The sequence below is a fragment of the Arthrobacter sp. UYCo732 genome (genome assembly GCF_040547265.1).
Lineage (GTDB): Bacteria > Actinomycetota > Actinomycetes > Actinomycetales > Micrococcaceae > Arthrobacter.
In genome coordinates this window covers 74,190-99,091 of record NZ_JBEPPJ010000004.1, presented here as the reverse complement: position 1 = coordinate 99,091, position 24,902 = coordinate 74,190, and the positions used below count along the sequence as shown (strand labels likewise).

Below are 24,902 nucleotides of genomic sequence, written 5' to 3'. Positions count from 1 at the left end.
GCAGAGGCGAGCGGGCGGCAGACAGGCTCCGGCAACGGCATGGGCAGTTGGGCGTTCGTGGGGGTGTTCATCGCGCTTATGGGCCTGTGGGCGCTGGTGAATTCCTATCTTCTTCTGACGCATGCGTGGGACCCTTACCCTGGTTTCCCAGACGTTTCGGAGGCTGGTGACTGCTGCCGGAATCGGGGCCGACGCGCCCTCCGCCCCCAGAATTCACGATCTAAGACATCGTTTCGCCATTCAAACCTTGCTCGGTTGGTACCACAGCAGTGAGGACGTGCAGGCTAAGATCCCAGCACTGTCAACGTATCTTGGCCACCGCGAACCCGCATCGACCTACTGGTATCTTTCGGCTGCGCCGGAACTGCTTGCCCTGGCCGCCGCACGTCAAGACGCTCAATGGATGAAGGCGCGCTCATGACGCTCATCGCCCCGACCCTGCAACTGTTCTTCACCGACCGCCTCGCTCAGCTGTTGCTTCGTCGGCGCCGGTTCGGCGGCAGGTGGAGCAGCCGACGGCGGGCTGCCGGGCCGGGCGGCGATCACCATGGCGAACCCGATGGCGAGAACCGCCGGGACCAAAGCCTCTGGCGAGGCGGCGCCATGCGGGCGGACACTGAATTCATGGCCGGTGCAACTGCTGCCCCGGCATGTACTGGAGGACCTCGAATGATGTATTGGGACGGCAACATGGGCGGCTGGGGCTACGCCCTAATGGTCATCAGTTTCGTGCTGTTCTGGGGCGCTGTCATCGCCGCCATCGTCCTTTTGGCCAGGGCCGTCGGACCCGGCAACCGAAGCCATGACCCGGCCTCAGGCGCTGGGTATGCTGAGAATCTGCTGGCCGAAAGGTTCGCACGCGGAGAAATCGACGAGAACGAATACACCGCCCGGCTGAACATACTCCGACGCGGTCCCCGCAGATGAGGCCGCGGCCTGCGGGTACTCCCCGTCGGCCTAAATCCGGGGACTTCCAGGGACCGCCATGACCGAGTCACCAACCGCCTCCGCGGCCATGTCGCCTTTCGACGCCGTGATATTTGACCTGGACGGCGTCGTGACAGACACGGCATCAGTGCATGAGGCGGCCTGGAGGCAAGTCTTCGACGGGGTGCTGGCGGATCCTCGATTTCCCGCGGAGGCGCGGAGGGATCCTTTCACCGCCAGTGACTACCTGACATACATAGATGGCAGGCCCCGGGAAGACGGTGTCCAAGCCTTCCTCGGGTCCCGCGGAGTCACCCTCTCTGCAGGCAGCCGCGCCGACGCCGCCGGGGAATGGTCGGTACACGGACTGGCCAAGCTCAAGGACCGGGTGTTCAAGGAGCGGTTGGGACGTGACGGCGTCAGGACCTATCCGGGGACGGTAGCACTGCTTGAAAGGCTGCGGTCGGCGCGGGTCCCTGTGGTCCTTGCAACGTCAAGCCGCAACGCATCCGCCGTCCTGGCAGCGGCCGGCCTCTCGGGAGCATTCGACCTCGTCATGGGCGGTGTCATGGCCAGTGAACTGGGGCTCCCGGGCAAGCCCGACCCCGCAACGTTTCTTGAAGTTGTCCACCGGCTCGGGATTCCTCCTGCCCGCGCCGTGGTGATCGAAGATGCCGTGGCCGGTGTGGAGGCAGCACGACGCGGCGGCTTCGGCCTGGTGGTCGGCATCGACAGGGCCGACAGGAGGGCCGAGCTGGAGGCAGCCGGCGCCGACGTTGTACTGACCGACGTAGGCCAGCTCGATCTGGGGCTTGTCCTCACCGACCCGTGGCGCCTCACCTATGAGGGCTACGATCCTGCCCACGAAGGGCACCGGGAGGCTCTGACCACCCTCGGGAACGGGTATCTGGCTGTCCGCGGTGCTGCTCCCGAGGGCAGGATGAGCGAAGTCCACTATCCGGGGACCTACCTGGCCGGGATCTACAACAGGCTGGTGAGCAGGGTTCAGGGCCAGGATACCGAAGACGAGCACATGGTGAACCTGCCCAACTGTCTGCTGCTGGACCTCCGCCTGGACGGAACGGACTGGTGGTCCCGGGGCGGCCTGAAAATTCGCCGTGAGCGGCGGGTGCTCGATATGCAGCGGGCCTTCCTCAGCCGGGAAATCAATCTGGAGGCAACCGACGGGCGCCGGCTGAGTGTGGTCCAGCGCCGGTTTGTGTCGATGGCGCAGCCGCACCTGATGGCTCTTGAGACGACAATCACCGCCCTGGGCTGGAGCGGGGCTGCCACGATCCGCAGCGGCGTGGACACCGGGGTTACCAACGAGAATGTGCCGGAGGACGCGCTGCTGTCCCACCACCACCTGATCCGGCTGGGAGTGTCTGATCCGGCAGGTCCGATCCCGGTGGTTGAAGTGGAGACGAGTCAAAGCCACATCAGAATTGCCACAGCGTTGCGCACTGACGTCGCCGGCAAGACCGGCAGTGGCGAGCCGGGCCGGGAGGAGGGGCTCTTTTGCTGGTCCTGGGAAGCTGGATTGACCGACGGCGCACCGCTGGTAATCACCACGACTGCCGCGATGGTGACTTCGCGCGACCGGGCAGTGTCCTCCCCGGCGCTGGCCGCGCTGTCCGTGCTCAGGACCGCCGGCGAAGGCTTTGACCGCATGCTCGCGGCACACGAGGACGCCTGGCTGAGGCTGCTGCGGCTGTTTGCCATAGACCTCGACGGCAGCCCCCAAGTGCAGCTGATCCTGAATCTTCATGTCTTCCACGTGCTCCAGGCCCTGAGCCCGCACACGGCTGAACTCGACGCCGGCGTGCCCGCCCGGGGGCTGCACGGCGAGGGCTACCGTGGCCATATCTTCTGGGATGAGCTCTTCGTCCTGCCCCTTCTCACCTTGAGGATGCCCTCGGTTGCCCGCTCCCTGATCAACTACCGCTGGCGCAGACTTCCGGCGGCCCGGGAAGCCGCTGCGGCATCAGGGTTCCGCGGTGCGCTCTTCCCCTGGCAGAGCGGCAGCGACGGCAGGGAAGAGACACCCCGGTTACTTTTCAACCGGCGTTCCGGCCGGTGGGTACCAGACTATTCCCACCTCCAGCGGCATGCGGGCCTTGCCGTGGCTTTCAACGCGTGGCAGTACTTCCTGGCAACGCAGGACAGGGAGTGGCTCCTGCACCGTGGCGCCGAGCTGATAGTGGACGTGGCCCGGTTCGTAGCCTCCATGTCCGAGTATGACCAGGACGAGGACCGGTTTCATCTGCGGGGAATCATGGGGCCGGACGAGTACCACACCGGCTACCCGGATCAGCCCGGCGCCGGACTCGACGACAACGCATATACGAACGTCATGGCTGCCTGGGCCTGTGCCCAGGCCTGCGAGATCATGACACTGCTTCACGGCCACGACCTTCAGGTTCTACAGGCACGGCTATCCGTAGACCACGCCGAAATTGAGGCTTGGCGGCACGTCAGCCAACGGATGGCCGTCCCGTTCCATGACGGCATCATCAGCCAGTTCGACGGCTACGAAAACCTGAAGGAGCTCGACTGGGAGCATTACCGGAACATCTACAGCAACATCGAGCGCCTTGACCTGATCCTGGAAGCCGAAGGCGACAGCACCAACCGGTACCGGCTGGCCAAACAGGCTGATGTGCTGATGCTGCTTTATGTCCTGGGCGAGAACGAGTTGATAACCTTTCTGGCCCGGCTCGGTTACGAAGTGTCCGCGGCGCAGCTGGCAGGCACCGTTGACTACTACCTGGCGCGCACTGCGCATGGCTCCTCCCTGAGCAGGGTGGCCCACGCCTCGGTGCTGGCCGCAAGGGACCCGGAACGGGCCTGGAACACCTTCCGTGAAGCCCTCAGCGCCGACCTCGACGACACTCAGGGCGGCACCACGCACACAGGCATCCACCTTGGTGCGATGGCAGGAACCATCGACGTCGTGCAGCGAAGCTTTGCCGGTCTCAGGATCACACGTGACGCACTCCTCTTCTCACCGAAGATGCCCAAGGGGATAAGAACCGTCTCGTTCCACGTCCGCTACCGCGACCATCTACTCGCCGTCAACCTCGAACACGGGCAACTGACAGTCTCGGCAGCCCCCGGGGATGCCTCCGCCATATGCCTGCGGGTCGGTGCCGAAGAGGTCATCCTCGGCGCTGGCGAGACGCGGCAGTTCCGGCTTGCCAGCCCAGACGTGCCGTCCGCGGAGCAGCTGTGACGCCACCAGGGGGTCCGCCTACACAGGAGCCGGTTGCAACCGGTCTGAGTTCGGAGCACGCCGCAGCATTGTTGATGGAGGCGGGGCCAAACGTTCTTCCCACCGCAAAGTCAGTGCCGCAGTGGAGGAAACTCCTGGGAGAGTTGACGCATTTCTTCGCCCTGATGCTGTGGTGCGCCGCCGCACTGGCTTTCGTCGGAGGGATGCCACAGCTTGGCGTCGCCATCATCGTAGTGGTCGGCGTCAACGGGATCTTCGCCCACATCCAGCAGGAACGTGCCCAGCACGCGGCCGCAAAACTGCGCGCGCTGCTACCTGCTGACGTTTCCGTCCGTCGGGACGGACACATCCTCAGGGTTCACACCAGTGAACTGGTCCCGGGTGACGCAGTCGTCCTGACAGCGGGTGACAGGGTGCCCGCCGACGTCGTCCTGGCCGTTGCCTCCGGCTGCGCCTTGGATGAGTCCATGCTGACAGGCGAAAGTGAAGCTGTAACAAAGGCCAGCGGCGACAGCGCCTGGGGCGGGACGTTCCTCGTCAACGGACAAGCAGACGCCGTGGTGTCCCACACGGGTGGAAACACGCGGCTTGCCGGAATCGCCGCACTGACCAGCGGAACCGTATCTCCGCCGACACCGCTGGCCCGTGAGCTGCGCCGGATCGTCCGTCTCATTGCGACTGTCGCACTGGCAGTCGCAGGGTTCTTCTTCCTCGTGTCCTTGCTGGTAGGCATCCCTTGGCACAACGCTTTCCTCTTCGCCATCGGCGTCGCCGTTGCCCTGGTACCCGAGGGGCTCCTGCCTACCGTCACTCTTTCACTGGCAATGGGGGCCCAACGGATGGCGGCGAGGAACGCCTTGGTCCGCAATCTGGAGGCCGTGGAAACTTTGGGGTCCACCACATTCATCTGTACCGACAAGACCGGAACCCTGACGCAGAACAGGATGAACGCCGTCGAAGTCTTTACACCCGACGGCCGCGTGAGCGTAACGGGGGAAGGTTACCGGCCGGAAGCAACCATCGAGGGAACCGCGGTTCCGACGGCCACCAGGGCCGCGCTCGCGGCACGGGCAGCTTCCCAGGGCAGGGTTGTGCTCCACGGGGCGGAGTGGAGGGCGGAAGGGGACCCGATGGAGGCTGCCATCGATGTCCTGGCGCGCCGGCTTTCCGGATCCGCTCCGGTGGATACAAAGCCTGCCCGGCGGTTCGCGTTTGATCCCCGCCGGCGCCGTGAATCGGTCATCCTGGGCACGACGCTCTTTGTTAAGGGCGCGCCCGAATCGGTTCTGCCGCTCTGCGGAGAGTCCGCAGGCGCCGCGGCGGCGGAAGTCGAGGTGATGGCTTCGCGGGGGCTGCGGGTCCTGGCAGTCGCTGCCCGCGAGCTTCCCGGGCCGGTGCAGGACTGGCTGGAGCGCCCGCCGGCCGAGGCTGAAGCCGAGCTTGCGCTGCTGGGACTGATCGCCCTGCACGATCCGCCCAGGCCGGACGTGGGAGAGGTGATCCAGGCCGCCCGCGAAGCCGGCATCAGGGTGGGGATGATCACGGGCGACCACCCGGCAACCGCTGCTGCCATTGCCCGGGAAATCGGACTGATGGGATCCCCGGAACTGGTCCTGGAAGGATCGCAGTTTCCTGAGGACGAACAGGTCCTCGGCGCCCTGCTCGACCGGGACGGCATCGTGGTGAGCCGGGTTTCCCCGGAACAGAAGCTGCGGGTGGCCAAGGCCCTGCAGGGCCGCGGCCATATCGTGGCCATGACCGGCGACGGCGTCAACGACGGTCCCGCGCTGCAGGAGGCCGACATCGGTGTGGCCATGGGACTCAGCGGAACCGACGTTGCGCGCGAAGCTTCCGACCTGGTGCTCCTGGACGACCACTTCGCCACGATCGTCGCAGCGATTGAACAGGGCCGCGCCACGTACTCAAACATCCACCGCTTCCTGACATACCACCTGACGGACAACGTCGCCGAACTGACGCCATTCGTCATCTGGGCATTGTCCGGCGGCCAGTTTCCGCTTGCCCTTGGTGTTCTCCAGATTCTCGCCCTCGACATCGGCACCGACCTTCTTCCCGCCCTCGCCCTGGGCGGTGAACCGCCAGGAAAGGGAGTGCTGAAGCGGCCACCGGAAAAACGGCACCTCATGGACCGCCGGCTCATGTTCCGGGTCTTCTGCGTGCTGGGACCTGTGGAGGCCGTCATGGAAATGACGGCGTTTTCCGTGGTGCTGTTCGGCGGCGGGTGGACGCGCGGAGACCCGCGGGATGGCGCCCTGTTGATGGCGGCGTCCGGAGCCGCCTTCACCGCCGTTGTGCTTGGCCAGCTTGCAAATGCCTTCGCCTGCCGCAGCGCCACCCTGCCGCCCTGGAAGCAGGGCTGGCTCACCAACCGCATCCTCCTTTGGGCAGTGCTGGCAGAAATCGGAGCGTTGGCCGCGTGCCTCTACGTCGTTCCAGTTGCCTCCGCGCTGGGTCACCTCCCGCCGCCGCTGGTGGGTTTCACCGTCGCGGCTTTCGCTGTTCCTGCAGTGCTGGCAGCCGACTGGGCTTACAAGAAGCTACGTCGGCACGGGAACAAAGGCGCTTAGCCGGCTACCCCTGCCGGGAGTGCGCAGGACCAAAGCCTCTGCTGTTGCCGCGGCGGAACGGGCAGGATCGAGCCATGAATTCCCGGACGACGATGACTGACGTTCACGTGGTGTGGCTGGAAGACGTGGGCATGGCTGATGTGCCTTCCGTAGGCGGCAAGAACGCATCGCTGGGTGAGCTGAGCCGCTCCCTGCTAAGTTCCGGCGTTCAGGTGCCGGAAGGCTTTGCCACCACCGCCTCCGCCTACCGGGCGTTTGTGGCCGCCAACGGCCTCGAGCCTGGGATCCGTGCGTCGATCGGTGAATACCGGGCGGGCCGGACAACGCTGCGGGATGCGGGCGAAGCGATTCGGGAACTGATCCTTGAAGGGCAGTTTCCACCCGAGATCGCCGCCGATATCAGGGAGCATTACAGGGAATTGTCCACACGGACGGGACAGGCCAGGGCCTCCGTCGCGGTGCGCAGCAGCGCAACGGCCGAGGACCTTCCCGACGCGAGTTTTGCCGGCCAGCAGGAGACCTTCCTCAACATCGCCGGCGAGCGCGAGCTGATGGAGGCGTGCAGGAGGTGTTATGCCTCCCTGTTTACGGACCGGGCCATCAGCTACCGGGAGATCAAGGGGTTCGACCACCTGGATGTGGCCCTCTCCATCGGCGTGCAGAGGATGGTGCGTTCAGACCTTGGCGCATCCGGGGTGATGTTTTCCATCGACACGGAGTCCGGTTTCCCGCGCAGCGTCCTGATCAGCGCCGCGTGGGGACTGGGGGAAACGGTGGTCCAGGGCACCATCAACCCCGATAAGTACCAGGTGTTCAAACCGCTGCTGTCTGACCCCCGGTTTGCGCCCATCATCGAGAGGACACTCGGTGCCAAAGAACGGAAGATGGTCTACCGCCGGGGCGGCCACGCGCGCACACGGACCATTGACACGACAGAGCAGGAGCGGCGCTCCTTTGTGCTCAGCGACTCCGAAATTTTGACCCTGGCGCGCTGGGCCGTGGCGGTGGAGGAGCACTACGGGCGGCCGATGGACATGGAATGGGCCAAAGACGGTTCCAGCGGCGAACTCTTCATGGTCCAGGCGCGCCCGGAAACCGTCCAGGCGCGCCGCAGCGGGTCAGTCTTTAAGATCTATCACCTCCGCGAAACGGGACGGCGGCTGGCGTCCGGCGCGGCCATCGGTGAATCGATCGCGCACGGCGCCGCCTGCGTGGTCCGGGACGCCCGGGACATCGACAACTTCCGGGACGGCGCCATCCTGGTGACCCGGATGACCGATCCCGACTGGGTTCCCATCATGCAACGGGCCGCCGGCATTGTCACCGACCACGGCGGTCCGACAAGTCATGCCGCGATCGTGAGCAGGGAGCTGGGCGTCCCTGCCGTGGTGGGCACAGGCAACGGCACCTCGGTCCTTGAAGAGGGAACACCCATCACGCTCTCCTGCGCGGGCGGTGAGGACGGGGAGGTCTACGAGGGCACCCTGGCTTTCGATGTCGAAGAAGTGGATCTCGGGGCGCTGCCTGAGACCCGCACCGCCGTCATGGTCAACATCGCGAGCCCTTCGGCGGCCTTCCAATGGTGGCGCCTGCCTGCGGCAGGGGTGGGCCTGGCAAGGATGGAATTCATCATCAGCAACCTCATCCGGATCCATCCCATGGCGCTGGTCCATCCGGAACGCGTCACGGATCCCGGCGAAGCCGAACGCATCAGGGAGCTCACGCACGGCTACCCCGACCTGCAGGAATACTTCGTCGACGTCCTCGCCACGGGCATCGCGAAGATTGCGGCGCCCTACCACCCGCACCCTGTGGTCGTCAGGCTCAGCGACTTCAAGAGCAACGAGTATGCGCACCTGATCGGAGGCGGCTTCTTTGAAGTCGCCGAGGAGAACCCCATGCTTGGCTTCCGGGGGGCTTCACGCTACTACGACGAGCGTTACCGGGAAGGCTTCGCCCTGGAATGCCGGGCGCTGAAGCGGGTGCGCGAGCGGCTTGGATTCGCCAACGTCATTGTGATGGTTCCGTTCTGCCGGACCCTCCATGAGGCAGACCTGGTAATCAGCGTGATGGCAGAACACGGCCTGGACAGGGGAGAGCAAGGACTCCAGATCTACATGATGTGCGAGATCCCTTCGAACGTCATCCTCGCCTCGGAGTTCGCCCGGCGCTTCGACGGATTCTCCATCGGTTCCAATGACCTGACACAGCTGGTCCTGGGGGTGGACCGCGATTCCGAACAGCTGGCAGGGCTTTTCGACGAGAGGGACGAGGCAGTCACCTCGATGATCGCGCAGGTGATCGACAGGGCGCATGCAGCCGGGATCAAAATCGGCATCTGCGGGCAAGGCCCGAGCAATCATCCGGACTTCGCTGCGTTCCTGGTCAGGCAGGGCATTGACTCGATTTCGCTGAATCCTGATACCTACCTCAGGACGGTTCCGATCATCGCCTCCGCTGAAAAGTCTGAAGCATGAGCCGGCTGGGCATCTTGACCAGCGGCGGGGACTGCCCTGGGCTGAATGCGGTGATCCGTGGCGCAGTGCTGAGCGGCGTCATCTCCTACGGGTACGACTTCATCGGATTCCGCGACGGCTGGCGGGGGGTGCTTGAGCGGGACACGGTCCCCTTGCCGCGGCATGACGTGCGGGGGCTCGCCCGTCTTGGCGGGACCGTCCTTGGTACATCGCGGACGAATCCGCTTCGGGACGGCGGGGCCGAGGCTGTGCGCGACAGCCTTCAGCAATTGGGCGTCGACGGCCTCATAGCCATCGGAGGAGAGGGCACCCTGGCCGCCGCGCAGGAACTCTCGGGCCAGGGAATCAAGGTGGTAGGCGTTCCCAAGACCATCGACAACGACCTTGACGCCACCGATTTCACCTTCGGTTTCGACACCGCGGTCCAGACGGCGACGGAGGCCATCGACCGGCTCCGCACGACGGGGGAGTCGCACCACCGCTGCATGATCGCCGAGGTCATGGGGCGGAACGCCGGCTGGATAGCGCTCCATTCAGGCATGGCCTCCGGCGCCCACGCCATCCTTATCCCGGAACAAAGGATTCCGTTAGGTCAGGTTGCCGAGTGGGTGCAGTCCGCGCGCGACCGCGGACGGGCACCGTTGGTGGTGGTAGCAGAGGCGTTCGTCCCGGAAGGCCAGGATGCTCCGTACTCACCCCGTGGCCTTGACACCTTCGGCAGGCCACGGCTGGGCGGCATTGGCTGGTTCCTTGAGCGTGAGCTGCAGGAGATGACGGGGATCGAGACGAGGGCTACCGTCCTCGGCCACATCCAGCGGGGCGGCGCCCCCACCGCCTTTGACAGGGTACTGGCGACGCGGCTGGGGATGGCAGCCGTGGATTCCACCGCAAACGGACACTGGGGGACCATGGTCTCCCTACGCGGAACCAACATCGTGAACGTCGGCTTCGAGGCTGCGCTGGGCCGGCTCAAGACCGTGCCTGAGGACCGCTACAGGGAGGCAGCGGTCCTCTTCGGCTGATCCGGGCCGGTCGCCCTTAGGGCACCCTTTAGCCGCGCGTTATCTCGATCTTCCTGGCAGCCGGCTGCTGGGCTTTTTCGGGCACCGGGCTCCGGACCTCCAGCACGCCGTCCTTGTAGGAAGCGGTGATGTCATCCTGCCGGACGCCGTCGGGCAGCGCCAGCCTCCGGACAAAGGAACCGTATCGGAACTCCGACCGGTAGCTGTCCTTCTCCTTCTGCTCGGACTATTCCCTGAACTCGGCTTTGATCTCAAGGGTGCCGTCCACGATGGAGACGCTGACATCCTTTTCCGGATCGATTCCCGGCAGTTCGGCACGGACCACCACTGTGTCGCCTTCAACCGATTCTTCGACCCGGATCCCCGAGGCCGGTATCACCTTCGAAAAGTCTTTCAATCATCTCGACGGGGGAGCACCGGGTGTCAAACCATTTCATCAAATCAGCCATGTCTGCCTCCTTGCTCAGATGACCACCGGGCATCGAAAGCGCCCGACTCCTTAAGGGTCGGCCCACGGGCCGGACGGACCCAGAAGCTTTGGTCCCGGCACACTGATGGAAGCAGCGCCGGACTCACCGCCGGACGCACCGCCGACGCGCGTCAGCGGCGCGGGGCCAGGGGGCTAGGATCAGAAGCATGAGCAGCTCCCCCTCTGAGTCTCAAACGGAAGTCCTCGCCCCGGAAGAGTGCTGGAAGTATCTGCAGGCCTCCTACATCGGGAGGCTCGCGGTGATCAGCGGCGCGTCCCCCGAAATCTTTCCCGTGAACTTCATGACGGTCGGAAGGACCCTGGTCTTCCGCACCGCGCCGGGTACAAAACTCCGTGCTCTGCTCACCGGCGCCGCCGTCGCGTTTGAGGCAGACGGGATGAACGCCTATTCCACCGAAGTGTGGAGCGTTGTGGTCAAGGGAAAGCCGGGATCGTTTGACGGAGATCCGGCGGCCCTCCACGAAGCCGGTCCCGACCGCGAACCCTGGCAGCCCGGACTCAAGGAGCATGTGGTGCAGATCGATCCCACGGAAGTCTCCGGGCGCAGGTTTGCCGTCTCGCCCCGCTCGCGCTGGTGGCCGCCGCAGGATCTTTCGGCGGACTGGACGTAGCGCCCCGCCAGGAGAGCCCCGCCGGCCCGCCAGTCACCGGGGCCGGTCGAGTGGGTACCGCCGCCCATGTACCAGGCTCAGTGCAAGGACACCCATAATGGCGACGGCGGCGGCGCCAAAGGACACGGCCGAAAGCCCGGGTGGGGGCCATTCCAGCATAAAGAAGTCTTGCAGGATGGGGACAGTCATCAGCAGGACAAGGCCCGCGCCCATGGCGGCGATGATGGCCAACCGGAGGGGGCTGACCGGGCGGCTGGCAGCCGCCAGGACGCTCAGGGCGACCAGTGACAGCGTAATCACCGATGCTGTGCGGCTGGCTCCGGCGGTGAAGCCTCCCGCCGCGAAGGAATACACCTGGACGGCAAGGACCGCCGTCGTAATAATGATCCCGGCGGGGACCGCCATGGTCAGTGACCGCTTCAGGAATCCCGCTTCATAGCGGCGGCTGTTGCTCATCAGGGCCAAAAAGAACGCGGGGATGCCGATAGTCAGGCCGTCAGTGGCCGAGAGTTGACGGGGCAGGAACGGAAAGCTCCACATCAGGGCCCCGTACGCCAACGACAGGGCGACGGCGTACGTAGTTTTACTGAGGAACAAAACGGAGACCCGCTCAATGTTGGCGATGACCTGGCGTCCTTCCGCCAGGACAGCCGGAAGCCGGTCGAATCGCCCGTCCAACAGCACCAGCCGCGCCACAGCCTTGGTGGCCGGTGCCGCCGTGTCCATGGCGATGCCCATATCGGCCTCCTTCAGTGCCAGCGCGTCATTGACCCCGTCGCCCGTCATGGCGACGGTGTGCCCCATTCTCTGCAGCGCCAGTACCATGTCTTTCTTCTGTTCGGGCGTGACACGGCCGAACACAGAGAAGCGGTCCAGCGTGTCCTCCAACTGGTCCGACGCCCGGGGTAGGTGCCGCGCGTCGTAGCCGTCGCCGACGTCGATCCCCACCTCGCGTGCCACTACTGTGACCGTCCGGTGGTCGTCGCCGGAGAGGATTTTGACGGAGACGCCCTGCTGACGGAAGTAGGATAGGGTCTGCGCTGCATCCGGTCGGACCTTCTCCCGGAACGTCAGCAATGTGGCCACAGTAAGTCCTGTGGGGAGTTGCGCATCATCATCCGGGTCGCCTTCGGCCATGATGTCCTGCGAGTATGCCAGGACCAGGGTGCGCAGGCCCTGCGACGCCAGCCGCCGGGTCTGGATCAGGACTTCGCCGGAAGATGTGCCGTCCTCTGTGAATACCATCTCCGGGGCACCAAGGACCCACGTTCCAGCGGCAGCGTGGGGCGGATGGAAGCTCGCAGCACTCCACTTCCTGGCGGAAGAGAAAGGAACGACGGCGGCTGGGGCCCGGTTCCCGTTGAAAGCGAAGGTGCCACTAAGGCAGCGGGCGGTCGCGTTGGCGTGCGGGTCGGCGCCGAACCATCCCAGCGCCTCCTTCCACCCTCGGGCAGGGGACCTTCCGGCCGTATGCACGCCGTCGAACACCACCCTGCCCTCCGTCAGCGTGCCGGTCTTGTCGATGCACAGGACGTCTACACGGGCCAGGCCCTCCACCGCCGCGAGCTCCTGTACCAGCACGTTCTGGCGGGCCAGCCGCACACCCCCGACGGCGAAGGCAACGCTGGTCATAAGCACCAGGCCCAAGGGGATCATCGCGATGGCCCCGGCCACCGCGCCAACAACGGCTTCTACCCACGCCCCGGTGCGGAAAGCGACGCCCCAGCCTCCCTTCGCCTGCATCTGGCCATTGGTGACGATCGCCATGACGGGCAAGAGGGCCCATCCGATCCAGTAGAGCACGCGGTCGATCCCGTTGCGTATTTCTGAGTTGACCAGGGAAAAACGTTTGGCCTCCGCAGTGAGCTGGCTGGCGTACGAACCGGCACCCACGGCGACTACCCGCGCCCTGCCCTGGCCGGCCGTGATGGTGGAGCCAGACAGCACTGTGGAGCCCCGGTTCTTGTCCACGGCCTCTGATTCACCGGTGAGGAGGGACTCGTTAACCTCCAGGCCATTTTCGTCGATGATGATGGCGTCCGCCACGACCTGGTCACCGGCCTGCAGCACGGCGACGTCGTCGAGGACTACGTCCGCAACCGCAATTTCCTGTACGAGGCCGTCACGGAGCACCCGGGCCCGAGGGGCATCAAGGACGGCCAGCCGGTCCAGCAGCCTCTTGGCTCTGTACTCCTGGACCACGCCTATGACGGCGTTGCTGACCGCGGCGAATCCGAAGAGCGCGTCTTGCCACTGCCCCAGCAACAGCAGCAGCAGGAAGCAGCCGCCGACAATTCCGTTGAAAAGTGTCAGCACGTTCGCCCGGAAAATCTGCCACAGGCTCCTGCTCGACGTGTCAGGTGCTCCGTTGGCCAGGCCCGCCAGCGTCCGTTCCCTCACATCCTCGGCGGAGAGACCGGATCCAGCGGCAGCGTCAGCTCCGGGCGGATAAGGCGCAGCTGCCGTGCCCACGTGGTCCCTCAAGGTATAGGAGAGAGGGCTGTGCCGAGCGTCTTTCCCCATTCGCGTGCCCGGTCGAGTTCACCCGGCAAGAGCTGGTTGGTGTCATCGACGAGGAAGCTTGCAGGATCGGCTATGAGCTCAAAGCCATGCTGCTTGAGCCGTTTCGCGATGCCTTTGGAAGCGTGACCGGTGAGTAGCTCATTGCCCTCCAGCCGGGTATCGAAGGCAGCCGCTTTCCCGGTGGTCCTGTCCAAGGATTTGAACCATGTGCGCAAGCCCGGTCCTCCGGCCGCGGCGTCCGGGACCAATCCCTTCTCCGGGTGTTCGAGGGCGTCTTTGACTGCCAGTTCCCACATCGGCTTCCTGCTCAGGCCGTGGATATGGGTCGGGCCTCCCACAACCACGAGATCGGTGGCGGCGGGCTGGGTGGTGCCAGCCTCTTCGACGGACATCACCTGGAGTTCGGCCAGACCTTCTAGCCCTTGGGCTATCGCACTGGCGATTGCGTGCGTATTGCCGTAGAGGGATTCGTAAACAATGGCTGCTTTCATGGTGTTCCCTTCTGCTCGAGTGCTGTGGCCAGGCTGTCCGCCCAGCGCGCCGCTTTTTCCAGCTCTCCGTTGCGCAGCGGCCCTTGGGTACCCCGGACGTAGAACGGAGCACGGTTGGAAATGATGTGGGCGCCACCTTCCTTGAGCAATTTGGTCATCTTCTTTGCGGCGTCGCCATGGATGAAGAACCGGACGCGGGTGTCGAACGCTGCTGCCTTGACACCGGTGAGCCGGCCGTTCCCAGGCGGGTCAGCAGCTCCGTGATTTTGAGTGTGGGGCGCCAGCCGTTGATGGGGGAGCCGACGATGAGGAGGTCGTCCGCGGCGAGGTCCTGGGGGTCGAAGTCCGCCACGGAAACCGCCGCAGCGTGAAGAGGCTTGGGGCCTGCTGTGATGGCCTCGGCAATAGCCTTTGTGTTCCCGTAGGCGGAGTCGCAGACAATGTGCGCTTTCATGCCGTGATGACCACTTTCAGGGCGTTCGTCTCTGCTGCACGGGCAAAGGTGTCGTAGGCATCCATGAACTGGTCAAAGCGGAAATGGTGCGTGGCAAACTTTTCCGCCGGCAGCTTTCGCTGGGCGACCAGTTTGAGCAGCATCGGAGTGGTGTTGGCGTTCACGAGTCCCATGCTGATGTTGATGTTCCGGATCCAGAGGTCCTCCACATGCAGTTCCACGGACTTCCCGTGGACGCCAACGTTGGCCACGTTCCCGCCCGGCCGGACGATCTCCGTGCACATGCTGAAGGTCGCGGGAATGCCCACTGCTTCGATGGCCACGTCCACGCCCTGGCCGTCGGTGAGGCCCAGTACCTGTTCCTTCCAGTCGGCGTCCCCGGACAGGACGACGTCGGTTGCGCCAAAACCGCGGGACTTCTCCAGACGGTTCGCGTCAAGGTCCACGGCGATGATGGTGGCCGCTCCGTAGAGCCCCGCAGTGGCGATTGCGGCCAGCCCCACCGGACCGGCCCCGACCACCGCCACCGTATCGCCGGGCTTTACCCGGCCGTACTGCACGCCGATTTCGAAGCCCGTGGGGAGGATGTCCGACAGCATGACGGCCTGTTCGTCGCTTACCCCTGCCGGCAGCAGGTGCAGTGAGTTCTCGGCGTAGGGGACCCGGACGTATTCGGCCTGCGTCCCGTCGATCAGATGGCCGAAGACCCAGCCGATCCCGGGGGCACCCTCGTCACCCATGCAGTGCGAATAAAGCCCGCCCTTGCAGTTGGCGCAGTGGCCGCAGGACTTGATACAGGAAATGATCACGCGGTCGCCCGTCTTCAGGCTGGTCACGGACGACCCCACCTCAGTGATGGTCCCCACCCCTTCGTGGCCCAGGATCCTGCCTTCCGTCACGGCAGGCACATCGCCCTTGAGGATGTGCAGGTCGGTCCCGCAGATGGTGGTGGTGTCCACTCTCACGATGGCGTCGCTGGGGTTCCGGATCACCGGATCAGGAACGTCAGTCCACGACTTCTTTCCGGGCCCGCCGTAAACAATGGCTTTCATAACCGTTCCTCGCTGTTGTTGATGATGGTTTCCACGGTGCGCCCGGAATAGGGCTCCCCTTCAACAATGAAGTCCGGTTGCCACGGCGGTAAGGGACGAAAGTCCCTTCGCTAGGGCTCGGGAGGGCGCCGGGAGACAACGACAGGGCAGGAGGCATGGTGCAGGACGGCGTGCGCTTTTGATCCCAGGGCTCCTCTCACAAGTCCCTGTCCCTTGCTTCCGACGACGATCAGGGCGGCGCCGCGGGCGGCATTGAGCAGGGCACGCGGGACGGACGTGTCATCAGCAAGCACCACTCTGATGTCCCTGCCGGTGGCAAGGCCGCGGGCGCTGTCGGCCGCACTTTCCAGAAGTTGCTGGCCGGCGCGCCGGCCAGCACTTGACGTTGGCGCGTCGGCCGCCCCGCCGAAGTGGGTCCGAAGGACGTGGAGGATGATCAATTTCAGACCCAGGGCGTTGGCCAGGCTGCAAGCATCATGCAGGGCCAATGCGGATCCGGAGGCGTCGATTCCGACCACCACCGGTCCCTCCGGGTTCCTGTCGCGCCGTACCACAGTAACCGGGCACCTGGCGGTTGCCGCCAGCTCCAGACTGACCGAACCCACGAGGAGTCCCATAAAGCCCCCGATGCCGCGACTGCCGAGGACAAGGAGCCGCGCGCCCGCGGAGAGCCGCAGGAGATGGGCTGCTGGCAGCCCGTACAGGAGGCTGGTCCGGATCCTGAGGCCGGAGGCCGCAGCCACGGCTTCGGATTTCCCTTCCTCAAGGATGGCCTGCGCCTGATGCTGCAGGCCGCTGCCGGCTACGCCTTCGACAGGTCCGAGGTTGTGGGTCAGCAGCGGCCACAATGAGCAATGAACCACGTGAAGTTCACAGTCCAGAAGCAATGCGTTACGGGCGGCCCAACGCACGGCGAGGGCTGCCTCAGCCGAACCGTCGTAGCCAACGACCACACGGTCAGGGGAGGGCATGGCTGGCCCCGGCCTCGCCGCCCTCCTCTGCGGAAGCTGGACCGGGAGCATCCGAAAGCCCTGCCGGCAGGTCTGTGCCATGCGCGATGAGGACAGGGCATTTTGCATGTTCAGCCACTGTTGCGCTCACCGCGCCCAGCAGGAGCCCTTCAAATCCGCCGTAGCCGCGGCTGCCCACTACGACCATCTGTGCAGTCGTGCTTTCTTCGACCAGTACCTTGGCCGCCGGACCCTGGGACACCACCATTTCGAGTCCCGCGGGAGGAGCGCCGTCGAAAGCCTTGTCCACTGCCTCGGCACAGATTTTCCGGGCGTCCTCATCGGGGTTCCAGACAACCGGGGTGAACGTGCCGAATGAGATCTGGAACTGCCAGCAGGTCACGGCCCGGATCCGGGCTTTGAGCAGCGGCGCCAACGCGCCGGCCCAGTGCAGTGCAAGGATGGACGGAGCGCTTCCGTCCACGCCCACCGCTATTGCGGGCAGTTCAGCGTTCTGTTGCATGGCGTTCCTCGGCATCCTGGCTTACCACCAGCACGGGGCAATGCGCGTGGGCCGCGCATGCCGCGCTCACGGAGCCCATCAGCTGGCCAAGCAGGCCGCCGTGGCCGCGCCGTCCGACAACGAGCATTTGCGCGTTCCGGCTTTCGTCGACGAGGACCTTTGCAGGCGATCCCACCTTGACGGCGGTGGAGAGGTGTTGCGGGCGTTCCTGGCCGTAGGCCCTGTCGATGGCCTGTTCCATCAGGCGTTTGGCGATTGCCTCAAGCTCGGCCGTGGTGTCGACGTCGCCGGGCGGTAGGTGCGCCGGAAGGTAGAAGTCAGAGAAGCCCAGACAGGTGATGACGTGCAACGGTGCGTCCAGTGCGGTCGCCAGCCGCCCGGCGAGGCGCAGCGCCGCGGGGGAGTACTCGGAACCGTCGATTCCGACTAGGATGCGTTCGTTATCACTCATGGCAGTACCTTCCTCCAGAAGCCTGCGGTGCGCCTAGGGCCGAAGGTCACCAAAGGGCACACGGTTTCCGTGGGTGCGTCAGGCTGACCGAAGCAACACCACGGCCCCTGTGAACCGGTCTCGGGAAAGGTCCAGCAATGCCTGGTCTGCCATTGTCCACGGGTACGGGACTGTTGTGGGGCGGAGTGGTATCTTTTCGGCCAGCGCCAGGAATTCTCGGCCGTCGGCCCTGGTGTTGGCCGTAACACTGCGCAGGTGGCGCTCCTGGAAAAGGGCCTTCTGATAGTCCAGGACCGGGATTTCGCTCAGGTGGATTCCGGCGACGGCGAGTGTACCTCCGCGGTCCAGGGCCCGGAGCGCGATCGGCACGAGTCCGCCCGCGGGGGCGAAGAGGATGGCTGCGTCCAACAGCTCAGGCGGAGCGTCGTCAGCTGCCCCGGCGAACTGTGCCCCCAGCTCCAGGGCCAGTTTCCGGGCCGCCGCCGACCGTGTCATGACGAAGACGCCCGCACCTTCAAAGATTGCCATTTGGGCCGTCAGGTGGGCCGATCCACCAAAGCCGTAGATGCCCAGCCTGCCGCCCGGCGGGAGACCTGAGGAACGAAGCGCCCGGTAGCCGATGATCCCCGCGCACAGCAGGGGCGCCGCCTGCTCATCGGTAAAGGCCTCGGGTATCCGGTACGCGTAATCCTCGTGGACGGTCATCAGCTCCGCGTAGCCGCCGTCGGTGTCCCAGCCGGTAAAGGTCGGGGCGAGGCAGAGGTTCTCGGACCCTCGCTGGCAGAACCGGCAGGAGCCGCAGGTGCGCGCCAGCCACGCGGCGCCAACACGGTCGCCAAGGCGGAAACTGGAGCTGCCAGCTCCCAGCCCCACCACCTCGCCAACCACTTCATGTCCGGGGATCCGCCGGGACCCGTGGGGCCGCAGGTCTCCTTCAGCAAGATGGAGATCTGTACGGCACACGCCACAAGCAAGCACCGAGAGGAGGACTTCGCACGGCCCCGGCGACGGGTCAGGGCGGTCGCCCATGTGTAAGGGGCCCGACGCAATGGGGCCGGGACCCTCAACCCACCATGCCCGCATGAACGGATTACTCCAGTCCGGCGCGGGTGGCCTCATCCAGGGGACCGCCCCAGGTCAGCGGCGCCGCAATCCTGAATCGCCTTCCACTGACGCTCTCCGGGACAATCCGGAGGAAATGGTCCTTGCGGCCAGTCTCCCAAGGAAACAGCACCTGCCCTACGGAGTCCAGGACTTCAGGCGTCCGGGTCAGAGCTGTGGCCGACCCCTTCACCACAACACTCCACGCCACGCCTCCGTCCGTGTCAGCGCCGTCGGCTTCAAGCGCCACCTGCTTGCCTAGTGCGGACGCAAGTTTGGTGCCGGCACCCGTCCGGAAGACCAGTGATTTATGGTCGACCTTGTAGTTGATGGGAAAGATCTCGGGGTGGTCGTTCACCCACACGGCAAGGCGGCCCACCGAATCGCCTCGCAGCAACTGCCAGCACTCCTCAGTTGGCAGCACGGCAGTCTCCGGTATTGATGCATCTGTGGTCATGGCCAAGATCATACGGAGCGGTTCCGCCCCGACGTAGGGCACAAAGACCCCTAATCAGGGCTGTGAGCGTGGATGAAACGCGCCGCGAAGCGTAGTCTGTGTGCAACTGCAACTGCAACTGCAACTGCAACTGCAACTGCAACTGCAACTGCAGCAGCCGGCAGTCCTGCAAGTGCGGGCGAATTCCCCGGAAGGCGTTGTCCGTGAGCGAAGCCACCAGGCATACCGGGGCCGACCGGCAACTTGTCGCCGGCTCCCGGGAGGACGAACTTCTTACCGACTTCGTTGACCGTGCCGAGGAACTGGTCGACACCCAACAGCGGATGCAGGGGCTCCTGAACGCCGTCGTTGCCCTGGCCGAGGACTTGAGCCTGGAGGTGGTACTGCACAGGGTGGTGAGTTCGGCCTGCGATCTCCTCCAGGCCGAGTACGGGGCGTTGGGAGTCATTGGAAGCGACCGCGCCCTGAGCCATTTCATTACTGTGGGGATCGACGACGAACTTGCCCATAAGATTGGCCCCCTGCCCACGGGCCAAGGCGTTCTCGGCCTGCTGATCAGCGATCCAAATCCGCTGCGGCTGCATGATCTTAGCCAGCACCCCGATGCGTACGGGTTTCCCAAGAATCATCCGCCCATGAAATCGTTCCTCGGCTTGCCGATCCGGGTGAGGGACGTAGTGTTCGGAAACCTCTACCTGACCCAAAAAAAGGGTGGCGGGGACTTCACCGACGAAGACGAGGACCTGGCCGAGGCACTTGCGGCAGCCGCCGGCGTCGCGATCGAAAACGCGAGGCTCTATGAAGACTCCCGGCACAGGACCGCATGGCTTCAGGCCTGCATGGATGTGACCGGCAAGATGATGGGGGACGAGGAAGCGCCGGAGGGCCAGGAGGGTGGATTGGACATGATCGCCGCCAGGGCGCTCAGGGAGTCCAGTTCCGCCCTGGCCCTTATCCTCGTCCAGGAGGACCCATCCAACTTGTTCCGCATCGCGGGCGCTGCAGGAAACACCGCCTCAGAATGGGTTGGGAGCCTGGTGTCCTTCGACTCAGCGGAGATCAACACCGTTGTCGCCACTGGAAGGGCCGCCTTGATCGAAGACGCTTCGTCCGCCCTCGGCAGCGGCGAGGGACTGGCCGGGGGCCGGCTGCTGGTCATCGACCTCAGCGCCCTCGGCACCCACCATGGGCTGCTGGTCCTGATGCGGGAACGGGTCGCCGGGACATTCAGCAAGACTGACATGGAAATGGGCACGGTGTTCGGCTCGCACGTGGCGCTTGCCCTCGAACTGGCGCGTGCGCACCGGATGCGGGAGCAACTTGCTGTCTTCACTGACCGGGACCGGATCGCCCGCGACCTGCATGACATCGTCATCCAGCGCCTGTTCGCTGCGGGGCTTAGCATCCAAAGCCTCCGGCATGTCATCACCGGTGACTCGGCCGCCAGGACGCTCCAGACTGTGACCGCCGAACTTGACGAGACCATCCGGGAGCTTCGCAACACCATCTATTCACTGAGTGACTCCGGCATGAACAGGGTGCTACTCAGCAGCCGTGTCCTTCAGGCAGTCCGCACCGGCGGGCGGTCCCTGCCGTTCGTCCCCCTCCTGACTCTGACAGGGCCAATCGACGCGATCCGGGATGAAGAAACCGCCCTCAACATCCTGGCTGTAATCACCGAGGGGCTGAGTAACGCCGTCCGCCACTCAGGGGCGGACTCCATCGGCGTGTCAGTTTCCCTGGAGGACGGATGTGTCTGCGTCCTGATCCAGGATGATGGCGCGGGATTCACAGTGCCACCGCCCGGCAATGGACTGTCGAACATGGAACACAGGGCACGGACGCTCGGCGGCACTTTCGAGGTATCCAGCTCCCCGAAGACGGGAACGGCGCTGAGCTGGAGGGCTCCAGTATTCTGACGGCTACTGGTCAAGGGAAGAATGCTGCGCCATGTGGACGGCCGCCTGGGTCCGCCGCTCGAAACCCAACTTCGCAAGGAGGGACGAGACATAGTTTTTCACAGTCTTTTCCGCAAGAAGCATCCGTTCGCCGATCTGACGGTTCGTCAGGCCTTCCCCGACAAGTTCCAAAACCCTGCGCTCCTGCCGGGTCAGCGACGCGACCCTGGGGTCCACGCGCCTAGGTTCTGCCAGTCCTTGAACGATCCGGGCTTTCAGGTTGGCGTCAAACAGGGATTCCCCCCTGGCAGCACGGCGGAGGGCGCCGATCAGGTCCGAACCGCCTATTTCTTTGAGAACGTACCCTGAGGCCCCGGCCAGGACCGCACCGCGGAGCGCTTGTTCGTCGTCGTAGCTCGTGAGGATCAGGCAATTGATCGTTTCGTCAACCGAATGCACGTCGCGGCAGACTTCAATACCTGTCCCGTCCGGCAACCGCGCGTCAAGGATTGCCACGTCCGGATGCAGCGCTGGAATCCGGCGTGCCGCTTCCGCGGCGGAACCGGACATGCCGACGACGACGAACCCTTCGCTCTCCAGCAGGTCCTGGAGGCCTCGCCGGACCAGTTCATGATCGTCAAGGATGAACACCCGGATGCCGGCGTTGGGTGAGGCAACCCCTTGCCCGGATGCTGTTGTGGTGTTCATCTTTGTCCCTTTCTGCGCCGCCGTTGCTGGCGGACGACGACGTGCTGTGCCCGCGCCTGACTCATTCTTTAGGACCAGCCGGGATGCCACAAGGGTCCATTGACCCGAGTGGAGGCCGCGAGGGTATGACCTATGGCCCTACGCCCGTGCCCGGAACCCGGGGGAACACCGAATGTGGCTCCGCCGTCGGTGGAGACGACAAGCCCGGCGGTCGTGGCGGCCCAGATCGAGGGGCCTGCCTCCGGGCCCTTCACTGCCGCCACAGCCTGAACAGTGCGTTGGATTTGGCCCTTTCGGGTCCAGGTCGCGCCGGCGTCGGCGGAGTAGTGGACTGTCCCGTCGGGTTCGACTCAGATGGCCTCGGCGGGGCTGGCGAAGGCGGCGAACTGGACCACTGGTCCGGAGTTCACCGTGTCCCAGGTTTTCCCGTCAGGGCTGGTGCGCAGTGTGCCCTCGAAGCCGACGAGTCCAGATTTGGTGGCGGTGAGCGAGTCGAAGTCGGATTCGCCCTGTCGGGGAGAGCTGTTCCCAGGTCTTGCCGGCGTCGGTGGATCTGATCAGCCCGAGCGGGTTGGGAAGCTCGGAGCCTTTCCCCGGGGTGTCCGGAAGCGTAGAGGACGCCGTGGTCGGTGCCGCCGGTGAAACCCATCAGGTCGTTGGTGGTGCCGATTTTGGCGGCGGGCTGTTTCGTGATGTCGAACAGGCCGTCGTGGGTGGCCAGGAGCACCTGGCCGGTCTTGCTGCTGACGCTCAGCCCGTGAACGTGGGCGTCGGGCAGGGGGCTGCCGGCGCTGCTTGCCGGGGCGGGTCCTGCAGTGACGGAGGTCGGGCTGCAGGCTGACAGGGCAAGAAGGAGGCCGGCGCCGGCTGCCAGGACAGCTGTGGCGCGGACCCGGGGACGGGAGGGATTGGGCACGGAGGGCTCCAGGGATTCAGGTGGGGCAGGGCAGGGATGGCGCCGGCCCGTCAGGGGCCGCCGCCGGCGGACACCGGTCAGAGGGTGGCCAGAAGGTCCTGCATTTCCTTGATTTCAGCTTCCTGCGCGGTCACGATGTTTTTGCTGAGTTTGATCGCGTCGACGTTCCTGCCCTGGGAAGTTTCGGTCTTGGCCATCATCACGGCGCCTTCGTGGTGGGTAATCATCTGCTTCAGGAAGAGCTTGGCCGCTTCGGTGCCCTGCGCCGCTTCGAGCCCCTTCAGGTCGTCATCGCCCATCATGCCGTCCATGGTGTGGCCGGCACCCATGGTCGCGGATTCGTTCCAGCTCTTGAGCCAGCCGGTCATCGTTTCGATCTCCGGTGCCTGCGCCGCCTTGATCCTGGTAGCCAGGTCAGTGACCGACGCGGGGATGTCCTTCTTCTGAAGCATCATCTCGCTCATTTCGACGGCCTGTTCGTGGTGCGGAATCATTCCCTGGGCGAACATGGTGTCGGCCGCGTTGTGTTCGGCCGCGGCAGCCGGTGCGCTGCTGGGCATCATCCCCGAGCCCGTGCCCGGCATGGAGCTGCCGGTGGAAGCAGAGCTGGACGTGGCGGAGGATCCGGAGGGGCCGGTGGAGCATCCGGCGAGGGCGAGTGCCGCGGCGAGGGCGGTGGCGGAAAGGGTCAGAAATTTCTTGTTCATCATTGGTTTTCGAGTCCTTCAAGACATCGGGGGCGCGTGGGCGCCACGGGAGTGTGTGCATCAGTGATGCGCCAGACGGGTCCGCAGAGGGGCGTCGGGCAGGGACGGGCGCCGGTCAGGTCACAGCGCGGGGCCCTGTTTACGTTCTGCTGATGCAGAGCTCGCCCGGTGAAGGACTGCCGGGAAAATAGGACCACCGCGCGCTGATCGTAGCGAGGGATCCGGTGTTAGTGCTCCGGGCGATGATTCCGGTCCCTGGCAGCGGTGCTGTCAGGGAGCCGGCCTTCGCCGACGGGGTGCAGGACGCAGTCATGGCCTGCATGCTGGTGCAGGTGCCCGAGTCCGTGCACTGCACGGTCCGGGTACCTGCCTCACCCTGCGCCCCGGTCATGTCCGGGGCAGAGGACGGTCCGGGAGCATGGTCTCCGGTGTGGCCGGAAGCGGATGATTCGTGATGGGCGCTGACAGCGGCCCCCGCCGTGGCCGGAGAGCGCACGGCATTGGTGGTGGTCATGACATGCATACCGAAAATCCCGGCAACAAGGGCCAGGACAGCCGCGTACAGGCCCGCACGGCGAAGGAACACGATCGCGGGGACGTGTACCGGTGCGGTCATGGCAATCCTCCTTCCCGTTTGGGGCTTTCCGTTCACGGCTGGTTTCGTTCGTTCAAGGCTACCGGCACTGTGGCCGCGCACTTACCCCTACAACGATCCTGCACCGGATTCTGCTTCAGCCCCCGGCCGGTGTGGGTGATCGGGCCGGATCTTCGGCCCTTGCGCTGAAATTCAGGTGGGGACCACACTAAGGGCACCACGTGAAGAACCTGACGGAGGGCGGCATTCATGGGCGGCGATGGTGTTTTCAGGATCCTGGCCGGGGTGGACGGCTCGGCCCCGTCGCGCCTCGCACTGGAATGGGCAGTCACGGAGGCGCGGCTGCGTCATGGCCAGGTCCGCGTCGTGACCGCGTGGGAGTTCCCGCCCGTCACGGTCGGTATGGAAGGCCTTGTCCGGGATCCGGACGTCTTCCCGCAGACCGCGCGCCGTCTCCAGAACGAGGCTCTGCAGCGCGTGGACAGCGAGGGCGTGACAGTGACCGGTGATGTTGTTCAGGGCAATGCGGCCGACGTGCTCCTGCGGGCGGCCGAGAATGCCGACCTGCTGATCGTAGGTTCCCGCGGTCTTGGCGGATTCACCGGATTGCTACTCGGCTCCGTGTCCACACAGGTCCTTCATCACTCGCCCTGCCCGGTGCTCGTGGTCCGGACCCGGTCCCGGACCGGCGGCGAGGAATGAGGCATCCGATGACCCCCAGGGGCAACC

At 65.1% G+C, this 24,902-nt stretch carries 23 protein-coding genes and 1 pseudogene; 9 read left to right on the top strand and 15 right to left on the bottom strand.

All coding sequences use genetic code 11. The features are described 5' to 3' along the window. Nucleotides 1–39: 39 nt before the first annotated feature. From ABIB45_RS08470 to ABIB45_RS08445, 6 genes are all read left to right on the top strand, one after another. Entirely contained in the window at nucleotides 40–273 is a 234-nt protein-coding gene (locus ABIB45_RS08470) for a DUF1003 domain-containing protein (RefSeq protein ID WP_354215424.1), read from the top strand. A 144-nt stretch (nucleotides 274–417) separates the two neighbouring features. Continuing rightward, complete coding sequence (locus ABIB45_RS08465) at nucleotides 418–927, top strand: SHOCT domain-containing protein (protein WP_354215423.1); 510 nt, start codon at nucleotides 418–420, stop codon at nucleotides 925–927. A 58-nt stretch (nucleotides 928–985) separates the two neighbouring features. Beyond that, the gene (locus ABIB45_RS08460; protein ID WP_354155602.1) at nucleotides 986–4,159 is read left to right on the top strand and encodes an HAD-IA family hydrolase; all 3,174 of its coding nucleotides are present in this window, start codon (nucleotides 986–988) and stop codon (nucleotides 4,157–4,159) included. Continuing rightward, the gene (locus tag ABIB45_RS08455) at nucleotides 4,156–6,747 is read left to right on the top strand and encodes a cation-translocating P-type ATPase (RefSeq protein ID WP_502909105.1); all 2,592 of its coding nucleotides are present in this window, start codon (nucleotides 4,156–4,158) and stop codon (nucleotides 6,745–6,747) included. The genes ABIB45_RS08460 and ABIB45_RS08455 overlap by 4 nt, the downstream gene beginning before the upstream one ends. A gap of 74 nt (nucleotides 6,748–6,821) precedes the next feature. Beyond that, complete coding sequence (gene ppsA, locus ABIB45_RS08450) at nucleotides 6,822–9,224, top strand: phosphoenolpyruvate synthase (protein WP_354155601.1); 2,403 nt, start codon at nucleotides 6,822–6,824, stop codon at nucleotides 9,222–9,224. Then, the gene (locus ABIB45_RS08445; protein ID WP_354215422.1) at nucleotides 9,221–10,246 is read left to right on the top strand and encodes an ATP-dependent 6-phosphofructokinase; all 1,026 of its coding nucleotides are present in this window, start codon (nucleotides 9,221–9,223) and stop codon (nucleotides 10,244–10,246) included. The genes ppsA and ABIB45_RS08445 overlap by 4 nt, the downstream gene beginning before the upstream one ends. Nucleotides 10,247–10,274: 28 nt before the next feature. Here the strand turns inward: ABIB45_RS08445 and ABIB45_RS08440 are convergent. Continuing rightward, a pseudogene (locus tag ABIB45_RS08440) lies at nucleotides 10,275–10,695 on the bottom strand (Hsp20/alpha crystallin family protein). A 187-nt stretch (nucleotides 10,696–10,882) separates the two neighbouring features. Between ABIB45_RS08440 and ABIB45_RS08435 the strand changes: the two are divergent. Then, nucleotides 10,883–11,347 (top strand): pyridoxamine 5'-phosphate oxidase family protein, encoded by a 465-nt coding sequence (locus ABIB45_RS08435; protein WP_354155599.1) that lies wholly within the window; start codon nucleotides 10,883–10,885, stop codon nucleotides 11,345–11,347. Nucleotides 11,348–11,380: 33 nt separating this feature from the next. On the opposite strand, the gene ABIB45_RS08430 is transcribed toward ABIB45_RS08435, so the two are convergent. The 10 genes from ABIB45_RS08430 to ABIB45_RS08385 form a co-directional block, all read right to left on the bottom strand. Next, nucleotides 11,381–13,819 (bottom strand): HAD-IC family P-type ATPase, encoded by a 2,439-nt coding sequence (locus ABIB45_RS08430; protein WP_354215421.1) that lies wholly within the window; start codon nucleotides 13,817–13,819, stop codon nucleotides 11,381–11,383. Between the two features lie 8 nt (nucleotides 13,820–13,827). After that, nucleotides 13,828–14,361: a flavodoxin family protein gene (locus ABIB45_RS08425; protein WP_354155597.1), complete on the bottom strand. Its 534-nt coding sequence runs from the start codon at nucleotides 14,359–14,361 to the stop codon at nucleotides 13,828–13,830. After that, complete coding sequence (locus tag ABIB45_RS08420; RefSeq protein ID WP_354155596.1) at nucleotides 14,358–14,519, bottom strand: hypothetical protein; 162 nt, start codon at nucleotides 14,517–14,519, stop codon at nucleotides 14,358–14,360. The genes ABIB45_RS08425 and ABIB45_RS08420 overlap by 4 nt, the downstream gene beginning before the upstream one ends. Beyond that, entirely contained in the window at nucleotides 14,516–14,815 is a 300-nt protein-coding gene (locus ABIB45_RS08415; protein ID WP_354155595.1) for a flavodoxin family protein, read from the bottom strand. The genes ABIB45_RS08420 and ABIB45_RS08415 overlap by 4 nt, the downstream gene beginning before the upstream one ends. Beyond that, nucleotides 14,812–15,867 (bottom strand): zinc-dependent alcohol dehydrogenase family protein, encoded by a 1,056-nt coding sequence (locus tag ABIB45_RS08410; protein WP_354155594.1) that lies wholly within the window; start codon nucleotides 15,865–15,867, stop codon nucleotides 14,812–14,814. The genes ABIB45_RS08415 and ABIB45_RS08410 overlap by 4 nt, the downstream gene beginning before the upstream one ends. A gap of 110 nt (nucleotides 15,868–15,977) precedes the next feature. Then, entirely contained in the window at nucleotides 15,978–16,838 is an 861-nt protein-coding gene (locus ABIB45_RS08405) for a universal stress protein (RefSeq protein ID WP_354155593.1), read from the bottom strand. Further along, nucleotides 16,825–17,340, bottom strand: a complete 516-nt coding sequence (locus ABIB45_RS08400) for a universal stress protein (protein ID WP_354155592.1) — start codon at nucleotides 17,338–17,340, stop codon at nucleotides 16,825–16,827. Before ABIB45_RS08400 ends, ABIB45_RS08405 begins: the two co-directional genes overlap by 14 nt. Then, nucleotides 17,324–17,791 (bottom strand): universal stress protein, encoded by a 468-nt coding sequence (locus ABIB45_RS08395; protein ID WP_354183296.1) that lies wholly within the window; start codon nucleotides 17,789–17,791, stop codon nucleotides 17,324–17,326. The genes ABIB45_RS08400 and ABIB45_RS08395 overlap by 17 nt, the downstream gene beginning before the upstream one ends. Nucleotides 17,792–17,869: 78 nt before the next feature. Further along, nucleotides 17,870–18,874, bottom strand: a complete 1,005-nt coding sequence (locus ABIB45_RS08390) for a zinc-dependent alcohol dehydrogenase family protein (RefSeq protein ID WP_354215420.1) — start codon at nucleotides 18,872–18,874, stop codon at nucleotides 17,870–17,872. A 7-nt stretch (nucleotides 18,875–18,881) separates the two neighbouring features. Next, nucleotides 18,882–19,349: a pyridoxamine 5'-phosphate oxidase family protein gene (locus tag ABIB45_RS08385; protein WP_354155589.1), complete on the bottom strand. Its 468-nt coding sequence runs from the start codon at nucleotides 19,347–19,349 to the stop codon at nucleotides 18,882–18,884. 203 nt (nucleotides 19,350–19,552) lie between these two features. Between ABIB45_RS08385 and ABIB45_RS08380 the strand changes: the two genes are divergently transcribed. Beyond that, complete coding sequence (locus ABIB45_RS08380; protein ID WP_354215419.1) at nucleotides 19,553–21,268, top strand: GAF domain-containing sensor histidine kinase; 1,716 nt, start codon at nucleotides 19,553–19,555, stop codon at nucleotides 21,266–21,268. A 3-nt stretch (nucleotides 21,269–21,271) separates the two neighbouring features. Here the strand turns inward: ABIB45_RS08380 and ABIB45_RS08375 are convergent, their stop codons facing one another. From ABIB45_RS08375 to ABIB45_RS08360, 4 genes are all read right to left on the bottom strand, one after another. Next, entirely contained in the window at nucleotides 21,272–21,955 is a 684-nt protein-coding gene (locus tag ABIB45_RS08375; RefSeq protein WP_354155587.1) for a response regulator, read from the bottom strand. 406 nt (nucleotides 21,956–22,361) lie between these two features. Then, complete coding sequence (locus ABIB45_RS08370) at nucleotides 22,362–22,871, bottom strand: hypothetical protein (RefSeq protein ID WP_354155586.1); 510 nt, start codon at nucleotides 22,869–22,871, stop codon at nucleotides 22,362–22,364. A 77-nt stretch (nucleotides 22,872–22,948) separates the two neighbouring features. Next, a complete protein-coding gene (locus ABIB45_RS08365; RefSeq protein WP_354155585.1) occupies nucleotides 22,949–23,581 on the bottom strand; it encodes a DUF305 domain-containing protein in 633 nt (210 codons plus the stop codon). Nucleotides 23,582–23,717: 136 nt separating this feature from the next. Further along, nucleotides 23,718–24,194: a hypothetical protein gene (locus tag ABIB45_RS08360; RefSeq protein ID WP_354155584.1), complete on the bottom strand. Its 477-nt coding sequence runs from the start codon at nucleotides 24,192–24,194 to the stop codon at nucleotides 23,718–23,720. 228 nt (nucleotides 24,195–24,422) lie between these two features. On the opposite strand from ABIB45_RS08360, the gene ABIB45_RS08355 reads away from it, so the two are divergent. Beyond that, on the top strand, nucleotides 24,423–24,875 hold the full coding sequence (locus ABIB45_RS08355) for a universal stress protein (RefSeq protein WP_354155583.1): 453 nt from the start codon (nucleotides 24,423–24,425) through the stop codon (nucleotides 24,873–24,875). Nucleotides 24,876–24,902 lie beyond the last annotated feature (27 nt).